We start from the raw sequence: 15,980 nt of genomic DNA on the forward strand, positions 1-15,980 counted from the left end.
GCGTCTCTACACCTGAGAATGATAAACCAACTTTCTGAGCGCAAGCAGGTCGGAAAGTAAGGACAATTCGTGTCATCTTTGGCCGCTGTTAACTTGCCCGCAATATTATGCCCGCGGCTCTACCCCCTCCAGATGATAAAAACCATACTTTGTTTTTGGCTCCTTACCGTTGGGGCACTGTCTTCTGGGCGGGCGCAAGCGCCGGTTTGGGCCTGGGCCACCACGCCCATTCCCTTTGCTGCCGCCGACGAAGCTCGTCCAAATTGTGCGGCCCTTGACCACGCTGGCAATGTTTTAGTGACCGGCTATCTGGTTGGCCGGGCCACGTTTGGGAGCTTCACGCTTACTGGTAGCTCGGCCCAGGGGCAGGATGGCTTTATTGGCAAGCTCAGCCCCACGGGGCAATGGCTGTGGGTTGCCCAGGCACCGCTGGGCTTTATTACGTCGGTAGTAGCCGACGGCGCCGGGGGCGCATTTGTAAATGGCACCTTTGTCGGAACAGCCACATTTGGGGCCACCCAGCTCACTTCCGTTGGCCAAGCCGATGTGTTTGTGGCCCGCGTATCGGCCAGCGGCCAGTGGCTGTGGGCCACCAGCTTCGGAGGCCCGGGCTACGATGGTAACACCAGGGTACAATCCGACGCGGCCGGCAATGTCTGGCTCAGCGCGTCATTTTCCGGGCAGGTGAGTGTGGGGGCGCAGCAGCTCAGCAGTGCCGGGGCCACCGATGTGCTGGTGGGCAAACTCAGCGCGGTGGGGCAGTGGCTGTGGGCCGTGAGCGCCGGCGGACCCGATTTTGACGGCGCCAGTGCATTTGCGCTCGACGGTTCCGGCAACGCGGTGGTAGCTGGAAACTTTCGGAGCCAGGCCAGCTTTGGGACCACGCTGCTTACCAACCAAGGCATGGTTGGCGGGGACGTGTTCGTCGCTAAAATATCGGATACCGGGCAGTGGCTGTGGGCCAACCGGGCCGGCGGCCCCAGTCCCATCGGCTGTGGGGCAGCGCTGGCAACTGGACAGGGCGAAACCGTGGTGACTGGTTTTTTCCGGGGCAACGCCACCTTCGGCAGCACCCTTCTCAATGGCCTGCCCTCCGGCAGTTCCACGCTGTATGTGGCCCGCCTCAGTGCCATGGGCCAGTGGCAGGGCACTGCCAGCGTAACTAATGCGAGCGGCAACGCCCTTGGGCTCGACGCCAATGGCAACGTGCTGGTAGCCGGGCAAATAGAAGGGGGCGCTACCTTCGGCAATACTACCCTGGCTTGTGCCGGCGCCAGCGACGGGTTTGTGGCGCAGCTGCCCAACAACGGACAGTGGGGCTGGGCACTTGGAGTAGGCGGGGCGGGTGCCGACTATTGTGCCACCTTGTCGGCCGACCGTTTGGGTAATGTGGCCGTCACGGGTACCTTTCAGCGGGCCATGACCCTGGCCGGTAATTCATTCACCAACCAAACGCTCTATGGTTACGGCGGTTTTGTGGCCAGGATTATGGGTGCCGCATTGTCCACTGCCACTACCGGACTGGCCGAATCCGGGCTCACTGTTTATCCCAATCCAATAAACACTAACCAGACCAAATGCCGCGTGCACCTGAAGCTGTCGGCTCCGGCTTCGTCCAAAGTACAGGTGGTGAATTTATTGGGTCAGCAGGTGGCTATGTGCGTGCCAGTGGCCGCAGCCGGCTTTGCAGAAGTTGACCTGCCACAGTTGTCTGCTGGGGTATACCACGTACTGGCTACGGGCTCCGATGGCCGGGCCTTGGGCAAAACCACGCTGGTGGTGGAATAAAATCGATAGCCTGCCCGGTGGTATCTCGTCCGCTTCAATGAGGGCACCATACGGGGCCAGTAGCGCCAATTTATGCCCAAGTAGTGGGCTAATCCGGTGAAAGGCGAGTTAAATTAAGTTGTAGGCGCGTTGCTTAGGCCTCGCGCTTGGCATCACACACGGGCACCCATTCATCGGCCTTGCACACGGGGCAAACGGCCGTTGCACCTCGGGCTAACTCTTCCACATGGCCGCATTTGCAGCAGGCGTGGGAGCCAGCGGCTTCCATGCGGCGCTGCGAGGCGGCCAGCCGCTCGGGCCAGATGGGCAGGCCGGGCAGCGCCTTCTCAGGAGCGTAGAAGTACGCGCTGAGGTTGCCGGTGGCCTCCATGTAGGCGCGGCGTACCTGGCCCAGGTGCTCAATTTGCTGCAGGCGCAGCTCGCCAAACAGCTCTTTCTGTGTCAGATTGATGTTGTTGAGGTTTTTGATGTTCACGCGGCCCTCTTCGATGAGCAGTACGGGCGTGCCTTCCAGCCAGTCGCTGAAGGGAGGATACCACTCGGTAAGGCGGTTGAACAGCCAGTACATGGCACTCACGACCACAAACACAATGGCCACGGGCAGTAGCGGCGTATCGTGGTAAAACATGGTGTCGCCGGCCGCCGAACCCAGGGCCAGGATGATGCTGAGCTCAAAAATCGACAGCTGGCGCACCCCCCGTCGGCCCGTCACGCGAAGCGTGGCCAGCAGCATGAGGTAGGTCACGACGCAACGGAAAACGACTTCGAGTAGGAACGTGCCCGGCGCGTCGGCCGTCCAGAGCAGGCGTTCCCAATCGAAGGGCGTGATGGGTTCGGCGAGTAGCAGCATAGCACAAAGTGAAGGTAGGAGGGATGGCCGGGTGCTCATAAAGCAAAACAGTATCGGCTATGCAGGTACGCGCCCTAGTCTGAACAGTTGAGTGTTAATGGACAATTGCGGGCGAATTCCTTAGCTCGCTTTCCAGCCGTCTGCTTGGCTGCGCCGTACCTTAGGGTACTGCTGGGGTCTGGTTGGCTCTGACTGGCGGATGCCCTGGTGGCGTCGCGTTACCGGGCATAGCACTACGCTTTGGCCGGTGAAGCAGGGGCGTGCAAATGCCTTTGAACCAGCTCGGCCGACGCCCGCCAGCAGCGACTAGTTGCCCTGTTGCCGTGAACGTTTATTCCCTGATTTTTCCCACCGCTCGGGCGGGAATGCTATTGCTGGCTGCGCTTGTCGCCCAGCCGGCCACCGCCCAAACGGCGCCTGTGCTGCGCAGCCGCACCTTTCAGCTTACCAGCACGGCTACCGTGCCCGTGCCGCCCGCCGGCACCAAAACCCTGGACCTCTGGCTGCCCGTGCCCCACGCCGACGCCTCGCAGGATGTGCGCGACCTGAAAATTGAGGCGCCGGTACCGTACAAAATCGAGAAAGGCGCCTACGGCAATGAGATGCTGCATTTGCGGCCCAGCGCCATGCCCACTGCACCGCTGGTGGTGAAGCTTACGGCCCAAATCACGCGCCGCGAGCACCTGAACCTGCGCGCCAACGGCCCCACGGGTACCACTGCCGCTAAGGCGAAAAAGGAGAAAGCTGACCCCAATATGGCCCGCTGGCTGGCCCCCGACCGCCTCGTGCCGCTCGATGCCAAAATCAAGCAGCAGGCCGAAGAAGTAGTGGCGAAGGCAAATGCCAAAACCCCGCTCGAAAAAGCCCGCGCCATTTACGAGCACGTAGTGAGCACCGTGACCTACGACAAAACCGGCCAGGGCTGGGGCCGCGGTGATATTTATTACGCCTGCGACGCCCGGCGCGGCAATTGCACCGATTTCCACGCCATCGTCATTGGCTACTGCCGCAGCCTGGGCATTCCGGCGCGGTTCAGCATCGGCCTGCCGCTGCCAGTGGAGCGCGGGCGCGGCGAAGTAAAGGGCTACCATTGCTGGGCCGAGTTCTTCACCCCGGAAACAGGCTGGGTGCCCGTCGATGCCTCCGAAGCCGCCAAGAACCCCGATAAGCGCAACTACTTCTTCGGCGCGCACGACGAAAACCGCGTCGAATTCACCCGGGGGCGCGACCTGGAACTGACGCCCAAGCAAGCTGGCCCACCGCTCAACTACTTCGTATATCCCTACGCCGAGGCCGATGGCAAGCCGCTGGAGGTAGGCCGGGTGTACGAGTTTTCGGATATCACGGCGCAGTAGGCATGATTCTTCCCACCCGTTTCCGCCCGTGGGCTGCGCTGCTGGCCCCGCTGCTGTGGCTGGGCGCCTGCCAGTCGTCGGGCACCCAAACTGCGGCAGAAACCGAAGCGCCTACTGCCGCAACCGATTCGGCCGCCTTCACCGTCCGGCATCCGGGCTGGGCTCGAACTGCGACTATTTACCAGGTAAATGTGCGCCAATACACGCCGCAAGGCACGTTTCGGGCAGCGGAGGCCGACCTGCCGCGCCTGCAACGGATGGGCGTGGGCATTCTCTGGCTGATGCCCATTAACCCCATTGGCCGCAGCCACCGCAAGGGCACGTTGGGCAGCGCCTACTCCGTGCGCGACTACCGCGCCGTGAACCTGGAACTGGGCACGCTGGCCGATTTGCAGCACTACGTAGCCACCGCGCATAAGCTGGGCATGCACGTTATCCTGGATTGGGTGGCCAACCACACGGCCTGGGACAGCAACCTGACCACCGCGCACCCCGACTGGTACACCCGCGACAGCCTCGGTCATTTCCGCCCGCCCGTGGCCGACTGGCAGGACGTCATCGACCTCGATTACTCGAAGCCCGCCCTGCGCCGGTACATGACCGAGACCATGGCCTACTGGGTGAAAACCGCCGACCTCGACGGCTTCCGTTGTGACGTGGCGGGGCTGGTGCCGACGGATTTCTGGAACCACACCCGGCAGGAATTGGAGAAGATAAAGCCGGTATTTATGCTGGCCGAGTGGGATGAATTATTTCCGCCCACCTTCATTTCCCGTAAGGAGTTCGACCCCAACACCCGCCTGCTCGAAAAGGCTTTCGATGCCACCTATGCGTTACGCCTGCACGGCCTGCTCGACAGCTTGGGCCGGGGCCAGAAACCTACTGCCGACCTGGCTCATTACTGGGCCGCCGAGCGGAAGCTATACCCGCCGAGCGTGAACCTGATGACTTTCACCAGCACCCACGACATCAACGCCTGGGACGGCAGCGAGTACGAGCGCCTCGGAGCCAATGCTGAAGCAGAAGGCGTGCTCGCCATGCTCTGGCCCGGTATCCCGATGCTGTATAATGGCCAGGAAGCAGCGATGAAAAAGCGGCTGCGCTTTTTTGACAAGGACACAATTCCGTGGGGAAATTACTCGCTGCAAGGATTTTATTCGAAGCTATTGCATCTAAAGAGTCACAACTACGCTTTGCAAAATTTTGATGCTAAATCTAAATTCAGGCTATTAAACAGCCCACCGCAAACCGTTCTGTTTGAACGCCGCAAAGACGAGGAAGGAATTGTTGTAGCCGTGAATTTGAGTGACAAATTTCAACAAGTGGCTTTACCGAAAACGTCTAATTTGCATGTGTGGTACTACGTCTCCCTATTTGCTACGCCCGAATATTCAGCTCTTGAGGATAATGACGTTGTGACCGTACCGCCCCACGGCTATCAGGTTTGGGAGCTTAACCCTCCTGAATAAGTAAGTCGCCGTTATTCGCTATACCTGCTCGGCGTGGCGCGACAGCGAGCAGGTACGGTGGGTGGCGTGAATCAACTTTCTGGGCTGTCCGGGAGTTAGCAGCACAACCTTCTATTTGCTCTTCAATGACCTCTTCCCTCTTCGACACCGAACAAATCAACAACCTTATCCGCACGCGGCGCAGCACGTTCATTCCACAGTTCGTGCCTGGCCGGGTCATCCCCGATTCCACCGTGTGGCAGCTGCTCGAAAACGCCAACTGGGCCCCCAGCCACAAGCAAACCGAGCCCTGGCGCTTCGTCGTGTTCACGGGCGCGGGCCTGCACCGGCTGGCCGAGTTCCAGGCTGATTTGTATGAGAAAACGGCTGGTCCGGCCTACAAAGCTGCCAAGCACGCCAACCTGCGCAACAACCCGCCGCAGTGTTCGCACGTCATCGCCATTGCCATGAAGCGCACCGAGCCGCGCCTACCCGAAATCGAGGAAATCGAAGCCGTGGCCTGCGCCGTGCAAAACCTGCACCTCTCGGCCCACGCCTACGGCCTGGGCGGCTACTGGAGCAGCGGCGGCATCACTTACACCGAGGAAGCCAAGGCATTTTTCGGTCTCGGACCAGAGGATAGGTTGCTCGGATTCTTTCAGTTAGGCTACATCGAGGTTCCTTCGGCACCAGGCCAGCGCGGGTCGATACATGACAAGACCCGCTGGGTAAACGAGTAGTCCTTACGCCAGAACTTGCCAATTCACCAAACGACCCGCCCATGCCGCCCCTCCTTGGCCTGCACCACGTTGCCCTTATCGTTTCCGACTATGAAGTTTCGAAACGCTTCTACACCGAGGTAATCGGACTGGAAATCCTGGCCGAAACCTACCGCGCCGCCCGCGACTCTTACAAGCTGGACCTGGGCATCAACGGGCAGTACGTCATCGAACTGTTCTCCTTTCCTAGTCCGCCGCCGCGCCCCAGCTACCCCGAGGCGGCCGGCCTGCGCCACCTCGCCTTCGCCGTGCCCGATGTGGCTGCCGCCATCCGGCACCTGGAACAGCATGGTGTGGCCTGCGAGCCCATTCGCATTGATGAGCTGACCGGCCGCCGCTTCACCTTCTTCGCCGACCCCGACGGCCTGCCGTTGGAATTCTATGAGGTGTAGACACGCTCTTCAGCGGCGTCCCATTGAATGACTTGCGTCCGAACAATAGCAAATCGGCATAAACGCGGAGCCACAGGGCTGCGCCTCCGCACGACGCAACGGCTCAGGTAACCGCAGCAGCTCAGGCCCCGTAGCGAGATTTCCTCCTTGCCACGCCACTATGCTCGACCATCCGCTTGCCGCTCGCTTCACCGTGCCCCATCCTGAATGGGCGGCCCACGCCACCATTTACGAAGTAAACGTCCGCAATTATACCCCGGAAGGCACTTTTCGGGCTTTTGAAGCCCATTTGCCCCGCTTGCAAAAAATGGGTATCAGCATTGTGTGGCTGATGCCGGTGCATCACATTGGAGAAGTCGGGCGCAAAGGCTCGTTGGGCTCGCCCTACGCCGTGCGCGACTACTTTGCCGTGAATCCGGAATTTGGTACGCTTGATGATTTGCGGCACCTCGTGCAGGCCGCCCACGCGTTGGAAATGAAGGTGATACTGGACTGGGTCGCCAACCACACCAGCCGCGACAACGCCCTGATTGCCGAACACCCCGACTGGTACCAGCACGATGCGCAGGGCCAGCTGGTACCCCCCGTGGCCGACTGGACCGACGTAGTAGCGCTGGATTACACGAACCGCGCCCTGCGCCACTACATGACCGAGGCGCTGGCCTACTGGATTTGGGAGGCTGACATAGATGGTTACCGTTGCGACGTGGCCGGCCTGGTACCCACCGATTTCTGGAACGAAGCCCGGCCCGCACTGGACCTCATCAAGCCAGTATTTATGCTGGCCGAATGGGACGAGCTGTACCCTTCGGGCGGCCTGAGCTGGGAGGAGTTCGACTCCGACACCCGGCTGCTCGAAAAGGCGTTCAACATGGCTTTCGGTCTGCGTCTGCACTACCTGCTCGACCGCATTGCCGAGGGCCACGCTGCCCTGGCCGAAATCGACACCTACCTGGCCGCTGAGCGCGAAAAATACCCGTCCAGCGTGTACCTGATGCACTTCACCAGCAACCACGACGTGAACAGCTGGGACGGCACCGAATACGAGCGCCTGGGCCCGCTGGCACGGCCCTTCGCCGTGCTCACGGCGCTGCTGCCGGGCATGCCGTTGGTGTACTCGGGCCAGGAAGCAGCCCTGAACCGCCGGTTGGAATTCTTCGAGCGCGATACCATAGCATGGGGTAATTATCCACTGCAGGATTTCTACACGCGCCTGTTGCAACTCAAGCAACGCCACCCCGCTTTGCGTAACGGCGACCACACCAGCCACTTGCTGCGCCTGCCCGGTCCGCCCGAAGTGTACGCATTTTGCCGCACCAAAGACACGGCTGCCGTGCTATGTGCGGTGAATGTTGCAGCCGAAGCGCAGGTAATTCCGGCCATGCCGGGCAATTGGCGCGACCTGTTCAGCGACGAAACCCTGACGCTCTGGGCCGGCGAGGAATTGCTGGTGCCTGCCCACGGCTGGCGCGTACTAGTGAGCTAGCTTTCGGGGCCATTCCAATTTTTCCGACCGGTATGAATACCGCTTTTCAGGGCCAATATGAATTGATTCTTGAAGCCCGCGCAGCCCTGCTCGATTACTGCGCCACCCTCAGACCCGCCGATTTTACTGCCCCGGTCCCGGTGTTCAACAACAGCTCGATGCGCGACCTGCTGGTGCATGTGGCCGGGGCTTACACGGTTTGGCTGGGCGAGGTTGGCCTGCGGCGGGAGGTTCAGCGGCCAGCCGCGTCCAGGGTCCCGGATGTGGCGGCTGTGCGGGCCCTTTTTACCGAAGTTGATGCGCTGCTAACGGACTTCATGCGGCACTACGCCAGCCGTTGGCAGGAGCCTATGCTATTTGATTTCTCGCGTCAGGCAAAGACACTTACTCTCATGCCGCTGCAACTGTTCACACACGTTGTCACGCATGAGTTTCACCATAAGGGTCAGGTGCTAAGCATGAGCCGGCAACTGGGCTATATGCCAGTCGATACGGATGTAATTCGGTTTTAAGCCGGTACCACGCTTCCCAACCTTCTGGCTCGTTCTTCGGTTAGGGAAACTCATTCCTTGAATATTTTTACTTGTTATGCAAACCCGTGAACTGGGCCGCTCCGGCCTACATATTTCGCCCCTCATGCTGGGCGGCAACGTCTTCGGCTGGACCATCGACGAAGCCACTTCCTTCGCTGTGCTCGATGCTTTCGTGGCCAACGGCGGCAATGCCATCGATACCGCCGACGGTTACTCAGTATGGGTGCCTGGCCACGTCGGGGGCGAATCCGAAACCATCATTGGCAAGTGGCTGCAACGGCGCGGCCGGCGCGATGACGTCGTTATTGCCACTAAAGTGGGCTGGGAAGTGAATGCCGAAAACAAAGGCCTGAAAAAGGACTACATCCTGCGGGCCGTGGAAGGCTCGCTCAAGCGCCTGCAAACCGATTACATCGACCTCTATCAGTCGCACAAGGACGACCCCACCACACCCGTAGAGGAAACCCTAGAAGCTTACGCCCAACTGTTAAAAGAGGGCAAAGTGCGGGCCATTGGCGCATCCAACTTCACGGCAGCGCGCCTGCAGGAGTCGCTGGCAGCCAGCAAGAAGCACGGGTTCCCGCGCTACGAAACACTGCAAAACCTCTACAATCTGTACGACCGCGAGGATTTTGAGCAAAACCTCGCGCCGCTGCTGCTTGCGGAAAACATCAGCGCCATTCCGTACTACGGCCTCGCCGCCGGTTTCCTCACCGGCAAGTACCGCGACCAAAATGACCTCCAGAAAAGCCCTCGTGGGGCCGGCGTCGGTCAGAAATACCTGAATGAGAAAGGCCTTGCCCTGCTCACCGCTCTCGACGCTGTGGCCGACCGCCAGCAGGCCACGCCCGCCCAGGTAGCACTGGCCTGGCTGATGCAGGCACCGGCCGTTACGGCTCCTATTGCCAGCGCCACCAGCGTCGGCCAGGTCACCGAGTTGCTCGAAGCCACCGAACTGCTGCTCACCACCGAAGATTTAGCGACGCTGGAACAGTCCAAACCGATACCCGCTGCCTAGCAAAAAGGCCGTGACGCAGCGCGTAACGAAGCATCTTTTACTTCTTCAGTGCCGCAATTGGGTTAGTATTGTAGCGAAGATGCCTCGTTACGCGCTGCGTCACGGCTGTTATGGGAGCTAGCTTGCCAAACTAATTTCTGGCCTATTGGCCTACTGCACACTCTGCCTTATGTCTGTTCTTCGTCAACGTCTGCGCCTTGCTTTGCCTTGGGTGCAGCCGTTGGCTGTGGGCGTGGCCTGGGCCACCACCAGCTGGCTGGCGACGGCCGTGGTGCAGCGCGGGGGCCTGCCCTGGGACGTGCCGCTGCTCAATTACTGGCACCGTCACGCCACGCCCGCGCTCGATAAGCTGGCTATTTTTCTCACCATCACTGGCAATACCTGGCCGATGGTGGGTACTGGGCTATTGGTTGCCGGGTGGTTGCTGGCGCGGCGGCAGCGGCAGGAGGCGTGGGTTTTTGCGCTGTCGGTGGGGGGCTCAATGCTGCTTACCCAGGTGATAAAGGCGCTGGTAGCGCGGCCCCGACCCGTTCTGTGGACCAGTATCCGGCCCGAACACACGTTTAGCTTCCCCAGTGGGCACGCCATGGATACGGCGGCAATTGCTACTGCTTTGGGATTCTTGGCATGGCGTTACCGTGCCCACCGCCTCACCTGGTTACTGGCTCCGCTGTTTGCACTGGGCGTGGGCTGGGCGCGGATGTACTTGGGCGTGCATAACCCTTCCGACGTGCTGGCCGGCTGGACCGCCGCCGTGGGCTGGGTGCTGCTGGTGCAGGGCATGGCTAACCGGCCATTATGGGACCGTTTGGCTTATTAGCTCAATCACCCCGAAGCTGCGCTTAGACCCGCGTTGAACGGCATCCCAATGACCGAGTACCCCAAATTTCCAATTCGGCTGGTGTTGCACAACTGATTTTAACGCGAGTCGAATTGGAAATTCGGGGTACTCAGGCCATACGACAGCTCGGTTACCACTTCGGGTTCCGAGCCTCATACCACACGCAACGCGTGCCGTCTTCCTCAAACTCATTGCCCAACTGCAAGCCCACTTTCTCGAGAATGCGGCGCGACCCCAGGTTTTCTGCATCGGCATAAGCGCAGATACGCGGCAGCTTCAGCGTCTCAAATCCGTAATCAAGCCAGGCCTGAGCAGCTTCGTAGCCATAGCCCTGTCGCCAGAACTGCGACCGTAAACGGTACCCAAGGTCGTAGAAATTGCAATGGTCATTCAGCGGCCCAGCCACCAGCTTCAGCCCGGCCCAACCCATAAACTCGCCGGTTTCGCGTAGCAAAACTGCCCAACGCCCAATGCCATTGGCCGCGTATTGGGCCTGAATGAAGGCGATAGTAGCCGCGCTTTGCTCCAGGCTGGTCGCCATATGCCCGCCAATGCCGCCCAGGTAGCGGTGCACAGCGGGGTCCGAATCGAGGGCAAACATGCCGGCTGCATCAGTTGCCAAAAAAGGGCGGAAGTGTAGGCGCGGGGTATCGAAAGGCTGCATGGTGTAGCAACAAGCCTTGGCTTATGTCTGGCACAGGGTATGCCGCACCAAGGCTGTTGCCACAAATTTACCGCGTTATAATCAGGCGCTGGTGCTGCCCGGCCACCTCGGCCGTGTACACACCGGGCGGCAGGGGCTGGCGGGCCTCGTTGCGGCCGTTCCAGGGCAGGGCGTGGGGGCCGGCCGCGCCGTCCAGTGGCAGCGTCCGGACCACTTCGCCCTGCGCGTTGCGGATGCGCAGGAAGGATGCAGCGGCTGGGCCCGTCGAGAGCCGGGTGTAGCGCAGCGTGGTGCCATCCGGCCCGAAGCTGCGGCTGTCGGGGCCTTCCAGCGTGAGGATTTCGGGCGCGGCATCGGCCACGGAAGCCGTCAGAAGCTTCAGCCCGCTCATCCGCACGGCCACGCCGGCATTCATCAGAAAATGGACTTCCAGCTCATGCTTCACGGGGTCATAGGAGTAGCCTTCGGCCGGCACTGGCTTTTCATCGAAGAAGATGGTCGTGGGCGGGGCTGCCACCCGCTGCACCAGCAGCCGCAGAAACCGAAACACCGGCTGCCCCGGATACTCACCGTTGCTGCTCAGAATCACATCCGTTTGCGCGGGCGTGCAGAATCCGTGCGCCACCAGTGTTTCGTACTGATGCCGGGCCAGCGCCTGGGCCGAATGCCCGTCGTCGTCATACATCCTGAATTCCGATTCCGGGGCGCTAGGGTCGGGGTAGTAGCGCAGCAGCAGTGTATCGGGGCGGTACAGGGCTGTGCTGGGGCGGTAGGCCGTCATCGGCAGGAAAGCCCCGGCTCGTACCAGCAATGGCGTGTGGGCCAGCGGCGCGGGCACGCTTGCCGTGCAGTTGCCCGCATAGGTCTGGTTGGTGTGGAAGTCAATCCAATTGCCGCCGGGCAGCACCACGTTGCGCCGCCGCTGGCTGGGGTTGAGCACGGGGGCCACGAGCAAGTTGGGACCAAGCAGGTATTGGTCGCTGGATGCTTTGCTTAATTCTTTATGAGGCGAAGCATCAAAATCCATTGCGCGGGCCAGGGGTGCCCCGGTTGTCGCGTTCTGCCAGGCCAGCGTATACAGATAAGGCAGCAGCTGATACCGAAGCCGCACCGCCGCGCGCACACTGCTCTTGTATGGCTCTGGGTAATAGTAGGGTTCGGGGGGCACGCCTTCGCCGTGGGGGCGCAGGATGGGGCAGAGGCTGGCCATTTGGAGCCAGCGCGTGTACAGCTCCGGGTCGATGCCGCCCACGCAGAAGCCCCCCGCATCGGAGTGCATGTAGCCCACGCCGCCCTGGCCCATGCCTACCATCACGGGCACCTGGGCGCGGTAGCCGCTCCACGAGCGGTTGATGTCGCCCGACCACGGAAAAACCGAGTTACGCTGCATGCCCGCCCAGCCCGAGCGGGCCAGATTGAACACCCGTTCCTGGGGAAAATCCCGGGCGTAGCCTTCGGTGAAAATGCTGGCCCAGCTTTGTCCGTAAGCATTGTGCACCGCGCGGGCGGAGCCGGCTACGTGCTGCATGGCCTCGGGGTGGTTTTCAGGCTCGCCCAGGTCCGACCACCAACCGGCGGCCCCTTGGTCGTGCAGCGTGCGGTAATAGTCCCACAGCCAGTCACGGGCCGCTGGCTTAAACACATCCAGGATGCTGGCCGGCCCCGCCCAGAACGAAGAGACCGTAAATGGCCGCCCCGCTGCTGTGGTGCCCACCAGCCCCCGAGTGCGCACCGTTGAGTCGTTGCGCGAGGTGCGCATCACGTAAGGCTCCGAAATCAGGATGGTCTTCACACCCTGCTTGTTCAGGCTGCTCATCATCCCAGCCGGGTCGGGAAAACCGGCCTTGTCCCAGCTTAAATCGCCCTGTTTTTTGGTGCCGCCAAACCAGTACAGGTCCAGCACCAGCGCATCAAGGGGGAACCCTTCGTGGCGCATACGGCTGGCCACGTTCTGCATCTCTACATCGGTCTTGTAGCCGAAGCGGCTTTGAATCAGGCCCAGGGCCCAGCGCGGCGGCAGCGGCTGCCGGCCGGTCAGGGCCGTGTAGCGGCTGAGGATTTCGGCTTGGTTGCGGCCGGTTATTACGAAGTAGGAGAGGGAGGTCAGGCCTTCGCCACCGTATTCCAGCACATCCTTTTCCGTCTTCCCCAAATCGAGGTAGCCCGGCGCGTGGTTGTCGAAAAACAGCATGTAGCCCCGGCTGCTGAGCACCGTGGGCAGGGTGATGTTCAGGTTGGGCTCGTTGTTTTGGGAGCCATAATGCGCCTGATTATACAGCTCCAGGCGGTAGCCGCGCCGGTCCACGGGCAGGGCGCGCGAGCCCGTGCCGTACAACTGCTCGCCCGGCGCGAGGGAGAAGCGCACGCCCGCGCCGCCCGCCGCGGAAACGGTGGCAGCGGTAGGAAGGACTGCTGCGCGGCGGAAGGGACTGGCTGCTTCAACCAAACGGGTGCCGTCGGTTCCGATGAGGCGCACCTGTAACGGGTTTTTCTGAACCTCGACTACCAAGCCACCCGCCATGTTGAAATGCAGCAAAGGGGCCGCCGCCTCGGCCGCGGTCCGGCGAAGGGAGGCTCGGGATGCGGTGCGCAGCGGCAACACGCATACGAGGCCATCCCGCTGCATATACTTCGTTTTTTCCGGTACAGGGCCTGGTTTTTCGCCCGCAATGGGCATCACACTTATCGAGCTGTCGGGCAAGAGGGCATGGCCGGCTGGAAAGTAATCCACCTTCAAAATGCCGGTTTGCCAGTCCGTTATGCGCAATGTGCTGCCATCAGTGGCGAGTATCTGAAAATAATTGACTCCCTGCAAATGCGACTTGTACCGCCCGCCCGGCACCGCCCGCGCCGGCTCCATGCGCCGGCCAAACGGGTCACTCGTTGGGCGGCCGTTCTCGGCGCGCTGGGCCTGGGCCGCCGAAGAAAAGAGGCATAAAGACAGCACCGCCAGCAGGGCGGTTGCCGAAGCAGGCGCAAGGTTTCGTACCTTCATCAACTCAAATAAAACACGAGCCGGCAAGTTACGGCCGAAGTCGAGGCCTTTCCTGCTTTCCAGGGTGGGGCCCGGCTGTTTGTCCACAAGGCACGTTTGCAAGCTGTTCTGGTCTATCCTCAGGGCTGATTCTCCATGACACGACAACGTATTTTGCCCCATGCTGCCCAAGCCAACTGCTTCCCCATATGCCGCTGTTTTCATTGATTTTGAAAACATTTACTATTTCTTAAAGAACCACTTCCACGACCCGCCCGACCTCAACGACATCGTGCTCGATATCGTCCGGAGCCTGCGGGAGGAATTGGGCAAAAAGAGCCTCGACAGCCTCATCAGCTACGCCTACGCCGACTTTGAGCGCCTGGCCACCGCACCCCAGGGCGCCCTCTACCTGATGGGCGTGAGTACCCGCAACGTGCTGGGCACCGACCACAAAAACGCCGCTGACATGCAGCTGTGCATCGATGCGCTGGAGGTGATGTACACCCGGCCCGAAATCGGCACCTTCGTGCTCGTGGCCGGCGACCGGGATTATATCCCCGTATTGCAGCACCTGCGCCGCCAGGCCCGGCAGGTGCTGGTGGCTGGCTTCCGGGAGTCGGTATCCGGCGACTTGCTGCAGAACATTGGGGCCGAGCAGTTTCTGGATGCCCGTAGCCTGCTGACTGCCGGCCGGGTAGAGGAACTGGAAAAACGCCGGGCCGACCGTCAGCGCTCCATCGAAGAAAGCCGCCGACTGCGCGAGCAAGGCCTGGCGGGGGTGCCCTCGGCCGCGGCGCTGGCCGCCCGCGCTGCCGCACCCGAGGCCGATTCCCAACCCAAAGCAACGTCCGCGCCAACGACCATTATGCCCCGGACCATCGTGTCGGTTGCTGCCCGTCCTTTTGCCCGCCTAGCCGAGGAGGTGCCCGATTTTGCCCCCAGCCGCCGCCTGGCTACCGATACCGAGCGCCGGACACTGGCCTTTATGCTGGCCGAATTTCAGAAGCTGGAAGCCAAGCAGCAGCGCCGCGTAACGGAGCTGTGGCTGGGTCCGTTTATGCGCCTGCTTACCGATGAGCTGCCCGAGCTGCCCGACTACGAGCGCCGGGACCTGCTTAATAAGCTGCGCGATGCCGGCACCATTCGCATTGAGAAGCGCGAGGGCGAGCCGCATCCGTTTTCGGTTATTGTGGTCAACTACAGCCACCCCGACGTACAGGAATTGCACCCCGGACCCGAAAACTAGCCGCCCCGCCGGTTATCTTTGGCCGCCGAACGGCGCAGACTGTCGCGTGCGTCTGGCCCGGAACGTTCAATATCCCACTTTACTTTTCGCTACATGAGCTTTTTTTCTGAAGCAGAATCCAGCATTCGCTTGCTGTTCGATACCGTTAATGCCGGTTTCAATGTTGACCCCGGCAAGGGCCAGGACCACCTCGAAAACTGGATTCAGCACCTACGCAGCATCGACCAGCCCACTACTCGTCCCATCGTAACGGAGCTGGAAACCCTGCGCGGCCACATCAATAACAACAATGCAGCCGGTATGGCCGTGGCCTTCCAGAACATCGGCGAGCTGACGGCGAAAGCGGCTCTGGCTACCCATAACTTCAGCGGCGAGGGCGACAAAGCCCGCGAACTGAGCCAGAAGCTCATCACCGCTGCGGGCAACCTGCGCATGATTGCCCGCACGGTGCCCGCGCAGCACTAAGCAGCTGCCGTTTGCTCAATTGACAGAGCAATAAGAACGTCATGCCGAGCGCAGCCGAGGCATCTTGCGTGGAATAGTAATCCTTTCAATTGGGGTTACGACTCTACGCAAGATGCCTCGGCTGTGCTCGGCATGACG

The 15,980-nt window shown here is 61.1% G+C and carries 14 protein-coding genes; 11 read left to right on the forward strand and 3 right to left on the reverse strand.

Going from position 1 to position 15,980, the window contains the following annotated elements:
- Positions 1–132: 132 nt before the first annotated feature.
- Positions 133–1,788, forward strand: coding sequence for a T9SS type A sorting domain-containing protein (locus tag J4E00_RS16790; protein WP_208176347.1), 1,656 nt, complete (start codon positions 133–135; stop codon positions 1,786–1,788).
- 133 nt (positions 1,789–1,921) lie between these two features.
- On the opposite strand, the gene J4E00_RS16795 is transcribed toward J4E00_RS16790, so the two are convergent.
- Complete coding sequence (locus J4E00_RS16795; RefSeq protein WP_208176348.1) at positions 1,922–2,638, reverse strand: DUF421 domain-containing protein; 717 nt, start codon at positions 2,636–2,638, stop codon at positions 1,922–1,924.
- Positions 2,639–2,961: 323 nt separating this feature from the next.
- On the opposite strand from J4E00_RS16795, the gene J4E00_RS16800 reads away from it, so the two are divergent.
- From J4E00_RS16800 to J4E00_RS16835, 8 genes are all read left to right on the forward strand, one after another.
- Positions 2,962–3,993 (forward strand): transglutaminase domain-containing protein, encoded by a 1,032-nt coding sequence (locus J4E00_RS16800; protein WP_317196640.1) that lies wholly within the window; start codon positions 2,962–2,964, stop codon positions 3,991–3,993.
- Positions 3,994–3,995: 2 nt separating this feature from the next.
- Positions 3,996–5,462 (forward strand): alpha-amylase family glycosyl hydrolase, encoded by a 1,467-nt coding sequence (locus J4E00_RS16805; protein WP_208176349.1) that lies wholly within the window; start codon positions 3,996–3,998, stop codon positions 5,460–5,462.
- 125 nt (positions 5,463–5,587) lie between these two features.
- Positions 5,588–6,181 carry a nitroreductase gene (locus J4E00_RS16810; RefSeq protein WP_208176350.1) on the forward strand — a complete coding sequence of 198 codons (594 nt, stop codon included), beginning with the start codon at positions 5,588–5,590 and terminating at the stop codon, positions 6,179–6,181.
- Positions 6,182–6,222: 41 nt separating this feature from the next.
- Complete coding sequence (locus J4E00_RS16815; RefSeq protein WP_208176351.1) at positions 6,223–6,612, forward strand: VOC family protein; 390 nt, start codon at positions 6,223–6,225, stop codon at positions 6,610–6,612.
- A 160-nt stretch (positions 6,613–6,772) separates the two neighbouring features.
- Positions 6,773–8,098, forward strand: coding sequence for an alpha-amylase family glycosyl hydrolase (locus J4E00_RS16820; RefSeq protein WP_208176352.1), 1,326 nt, complete (start codon positions 6,773–6,775; stop codon positions 8,096–8,098).
- A gap of 32 nt (positions 8,099–8,130) precedes the next feature.
- On the forward strand, positions 8,131–8,610 hold the full coding sequence (locus J4E00_RS16825) for a DinB family protein (protein ID WP_208176353.1): 480 nt from the start codon (positions 8,131–8,133) through the stop codon (positions 8,608–8,610).
- Positions 8,611–8,686: 76 nt separating this feature from the next.
- The gene (locus tag J4E00_RS16830; protein WP_208176354.1) at positions 8,687–9,649 is read left to right on the forward strand and encodes an aldo/keto reductase; all 963 of its coding nucleotides are present in this window, start codon (positions 8,687–8,689) and stop codon (positions 9,647–9,649) included.
- A gap of 169 nt (positions 9,650–9,818) precedes the next feature.
- Positions 9,819–10,469 carry a phosphatase PAP2 family protein gene (locus J4E00_RS16835; RefSeq protein ID WP_208176355.1) on the forward strand — a complete coding sequence of 217 codons (651 nt, stop codon included), beginning with the start codon at positions 9,819–9,821 and terminating at the stop codon, positions 10,467–10,469.
- A gap of 151 nt (positions 10,470–10,620) precedes the next feature.
- On the opposite strand, the gene J4E00_RS16840 is transcribed toward J4E00_RS16835, so the two are convergent.
- Entirely contained in the window at positions 10,621–11,154 is a 534-nt protein-coding gene (locus J4E00_RS16840) for a GNAT family N-acetyltransferase (protein WP_208176356.1), read from the reverse strand.
- A gap of 67 nt (positions 11,155–11,221) precedes the next feature.
- On the reverse strand, positions 11,222–14,149 hold the full coding sequence (locus J4E00_RS16845) for a TIM-barrel domain-containing protein (RefSeq protein WP_208176357.1): 2,928 nt from the start codon (positions 14,147–14,149) through the stop codon (positions 11,222–11,224).
- 160 nt (positions 14,150–14,309) lie between these two features.
- On the opposite strand from J4E00_RS16845, the gene J4E00_RS16850 reads away from it, so the two are divergent.
- Together J4E00_RS16850 and J4E00_RS16855 are read left to right on the forward strand one after the other, a co-directional pair.
- Entirely contained in the window at positions 14,310–15,377 is a 1,068-nt protein-coding gene (locus tag J4E00_RS16850) for an NYN domain-containing protein (RefSeq protein WP_208176358.1), read from the forward strand.
- Between the two features lie 93 nt (positions 15,378–15,470).
- The gene (locus J4E00_RS16855) at positions 15,471–15,842 is read left to right on the forward strand and encodes a hypothetical protein (RefSeq protein WP_208176359.1); all 372 of its coding nucleotides are present in this window, start codon (positions 15,471–15,473) and stop codon (positions 15,840–15,842) included.
- Positions 15,843–15,980 lie beyond the last annotated feature (138 nt).

Source organism: Hymenobacter negativus (assembly GCF_017571495.1).
GTDB lineage: Bacteria > Bacteroidota > Bacteroidia > Cytophagales > Hymenobacteraceae > Hymenobacter > Hymenobacter negativus.

What these genes read in the sequence shown, in the direction of transcription:
- J4E00_RS16815 (WP_208176351.1), top strand. Translation starts at nt 6,223, where the DNA reads ATGCCGCCCCTCCTTGGCCTGCACCACGTTGCCCTTATCGTTTCCGAC.
- J4E00_RS16820 (WP_208176352.1), top strand. Translation starts at nt 6,773, where the DNA reads ATGCTCGACCATCCGCTTGCCGCTCGCTTCACCGTGCCCCATCCTGAA.
- J4E00_RS16835 (WP_208176355.1), top strand. Translation starts at nt 9,819, where the DNA reads ATGTCTGTTCTTCGTCAACGTCTGCGCCTTGCTTTGCCTTGGGTGCAG.
- J4E00_RS16845 (WP_208176357.1), bottom strand. Translation starts at nt 14,149, where the DNA reads ATGAAGGTACGAAACCTTGCGCCTGCTTCGGCAACCGCCCTGCTGGCG.
- J4E00_RS16840 (WP_208176356.1), bottom strand. Translation starts at nt 11,154, where the DNA reads ATGCAGCCTTTCGATACCCCGCGCCTACACTTCCGCCCTTTTTTGGCA.
- J4E00_RS16810 (WP_208176350.1), top strand. Translation starts at nt 5,588, where the DNA reads ATGACCTCTTCCCTCTTCGACACCGAACAAATCAACAACCTTATCCGC.
- J4E00_RS16850 (WP_208176358.1), top strand. Translation starts at nt 14,310, where the DNA reads ATGCTGCCCAAGCCAACTGCTTCCCCATATGCCGCTGTTTTCATTGAT.
- J4E00_RS16805 (WP_208176349.1), top strand. Translation starts at nt 3,996, where the DNA reads ATGATTCTTCCCACCCGTTTCCGCCCGTGGGCTGCGCTGCTGGCCCCG.
- J4E00_RS16795 (WP_208176348.1), bottom strand. Translation starts at nt 2,638, where the DNA reads ATGCTGCTACTCGCCGAACCCATCACGCCCTTCGATTGGGAACGCCTG.
- J4E00_RS16790 (WP_208176347.1), top strand. Translation starts at nt 133, where the DNA reads ATGATAAAAACCATACTTTGTTTTTGGCTCCTTACCGTTGGGGCACTG.
- J4E00_RS16855 (WP_208176359.1), top strand. Translation starts at nt 15,471, where the DNA reads ATGAGCTTTTTTTCTGAAGCAGAATCCAGCATTCGCTTGCTGTTCGAT.
- J4E00_RS16825 (WP_208176353.1), top strand. Translation starts at nt 8,131, where the DNA reads ATGAATACCGCTTTTCAGGGCCAATATGAATTGATTCTTGAAGCCCGC.
- J4E00_RS16830 (WP_208176354.1), top strand. Translation starts at nt 8,687, where the DNA reads ATGCAAACCCGTGAACTGGGCCGCTCCGGCCTACATATTTCGCCCCTC.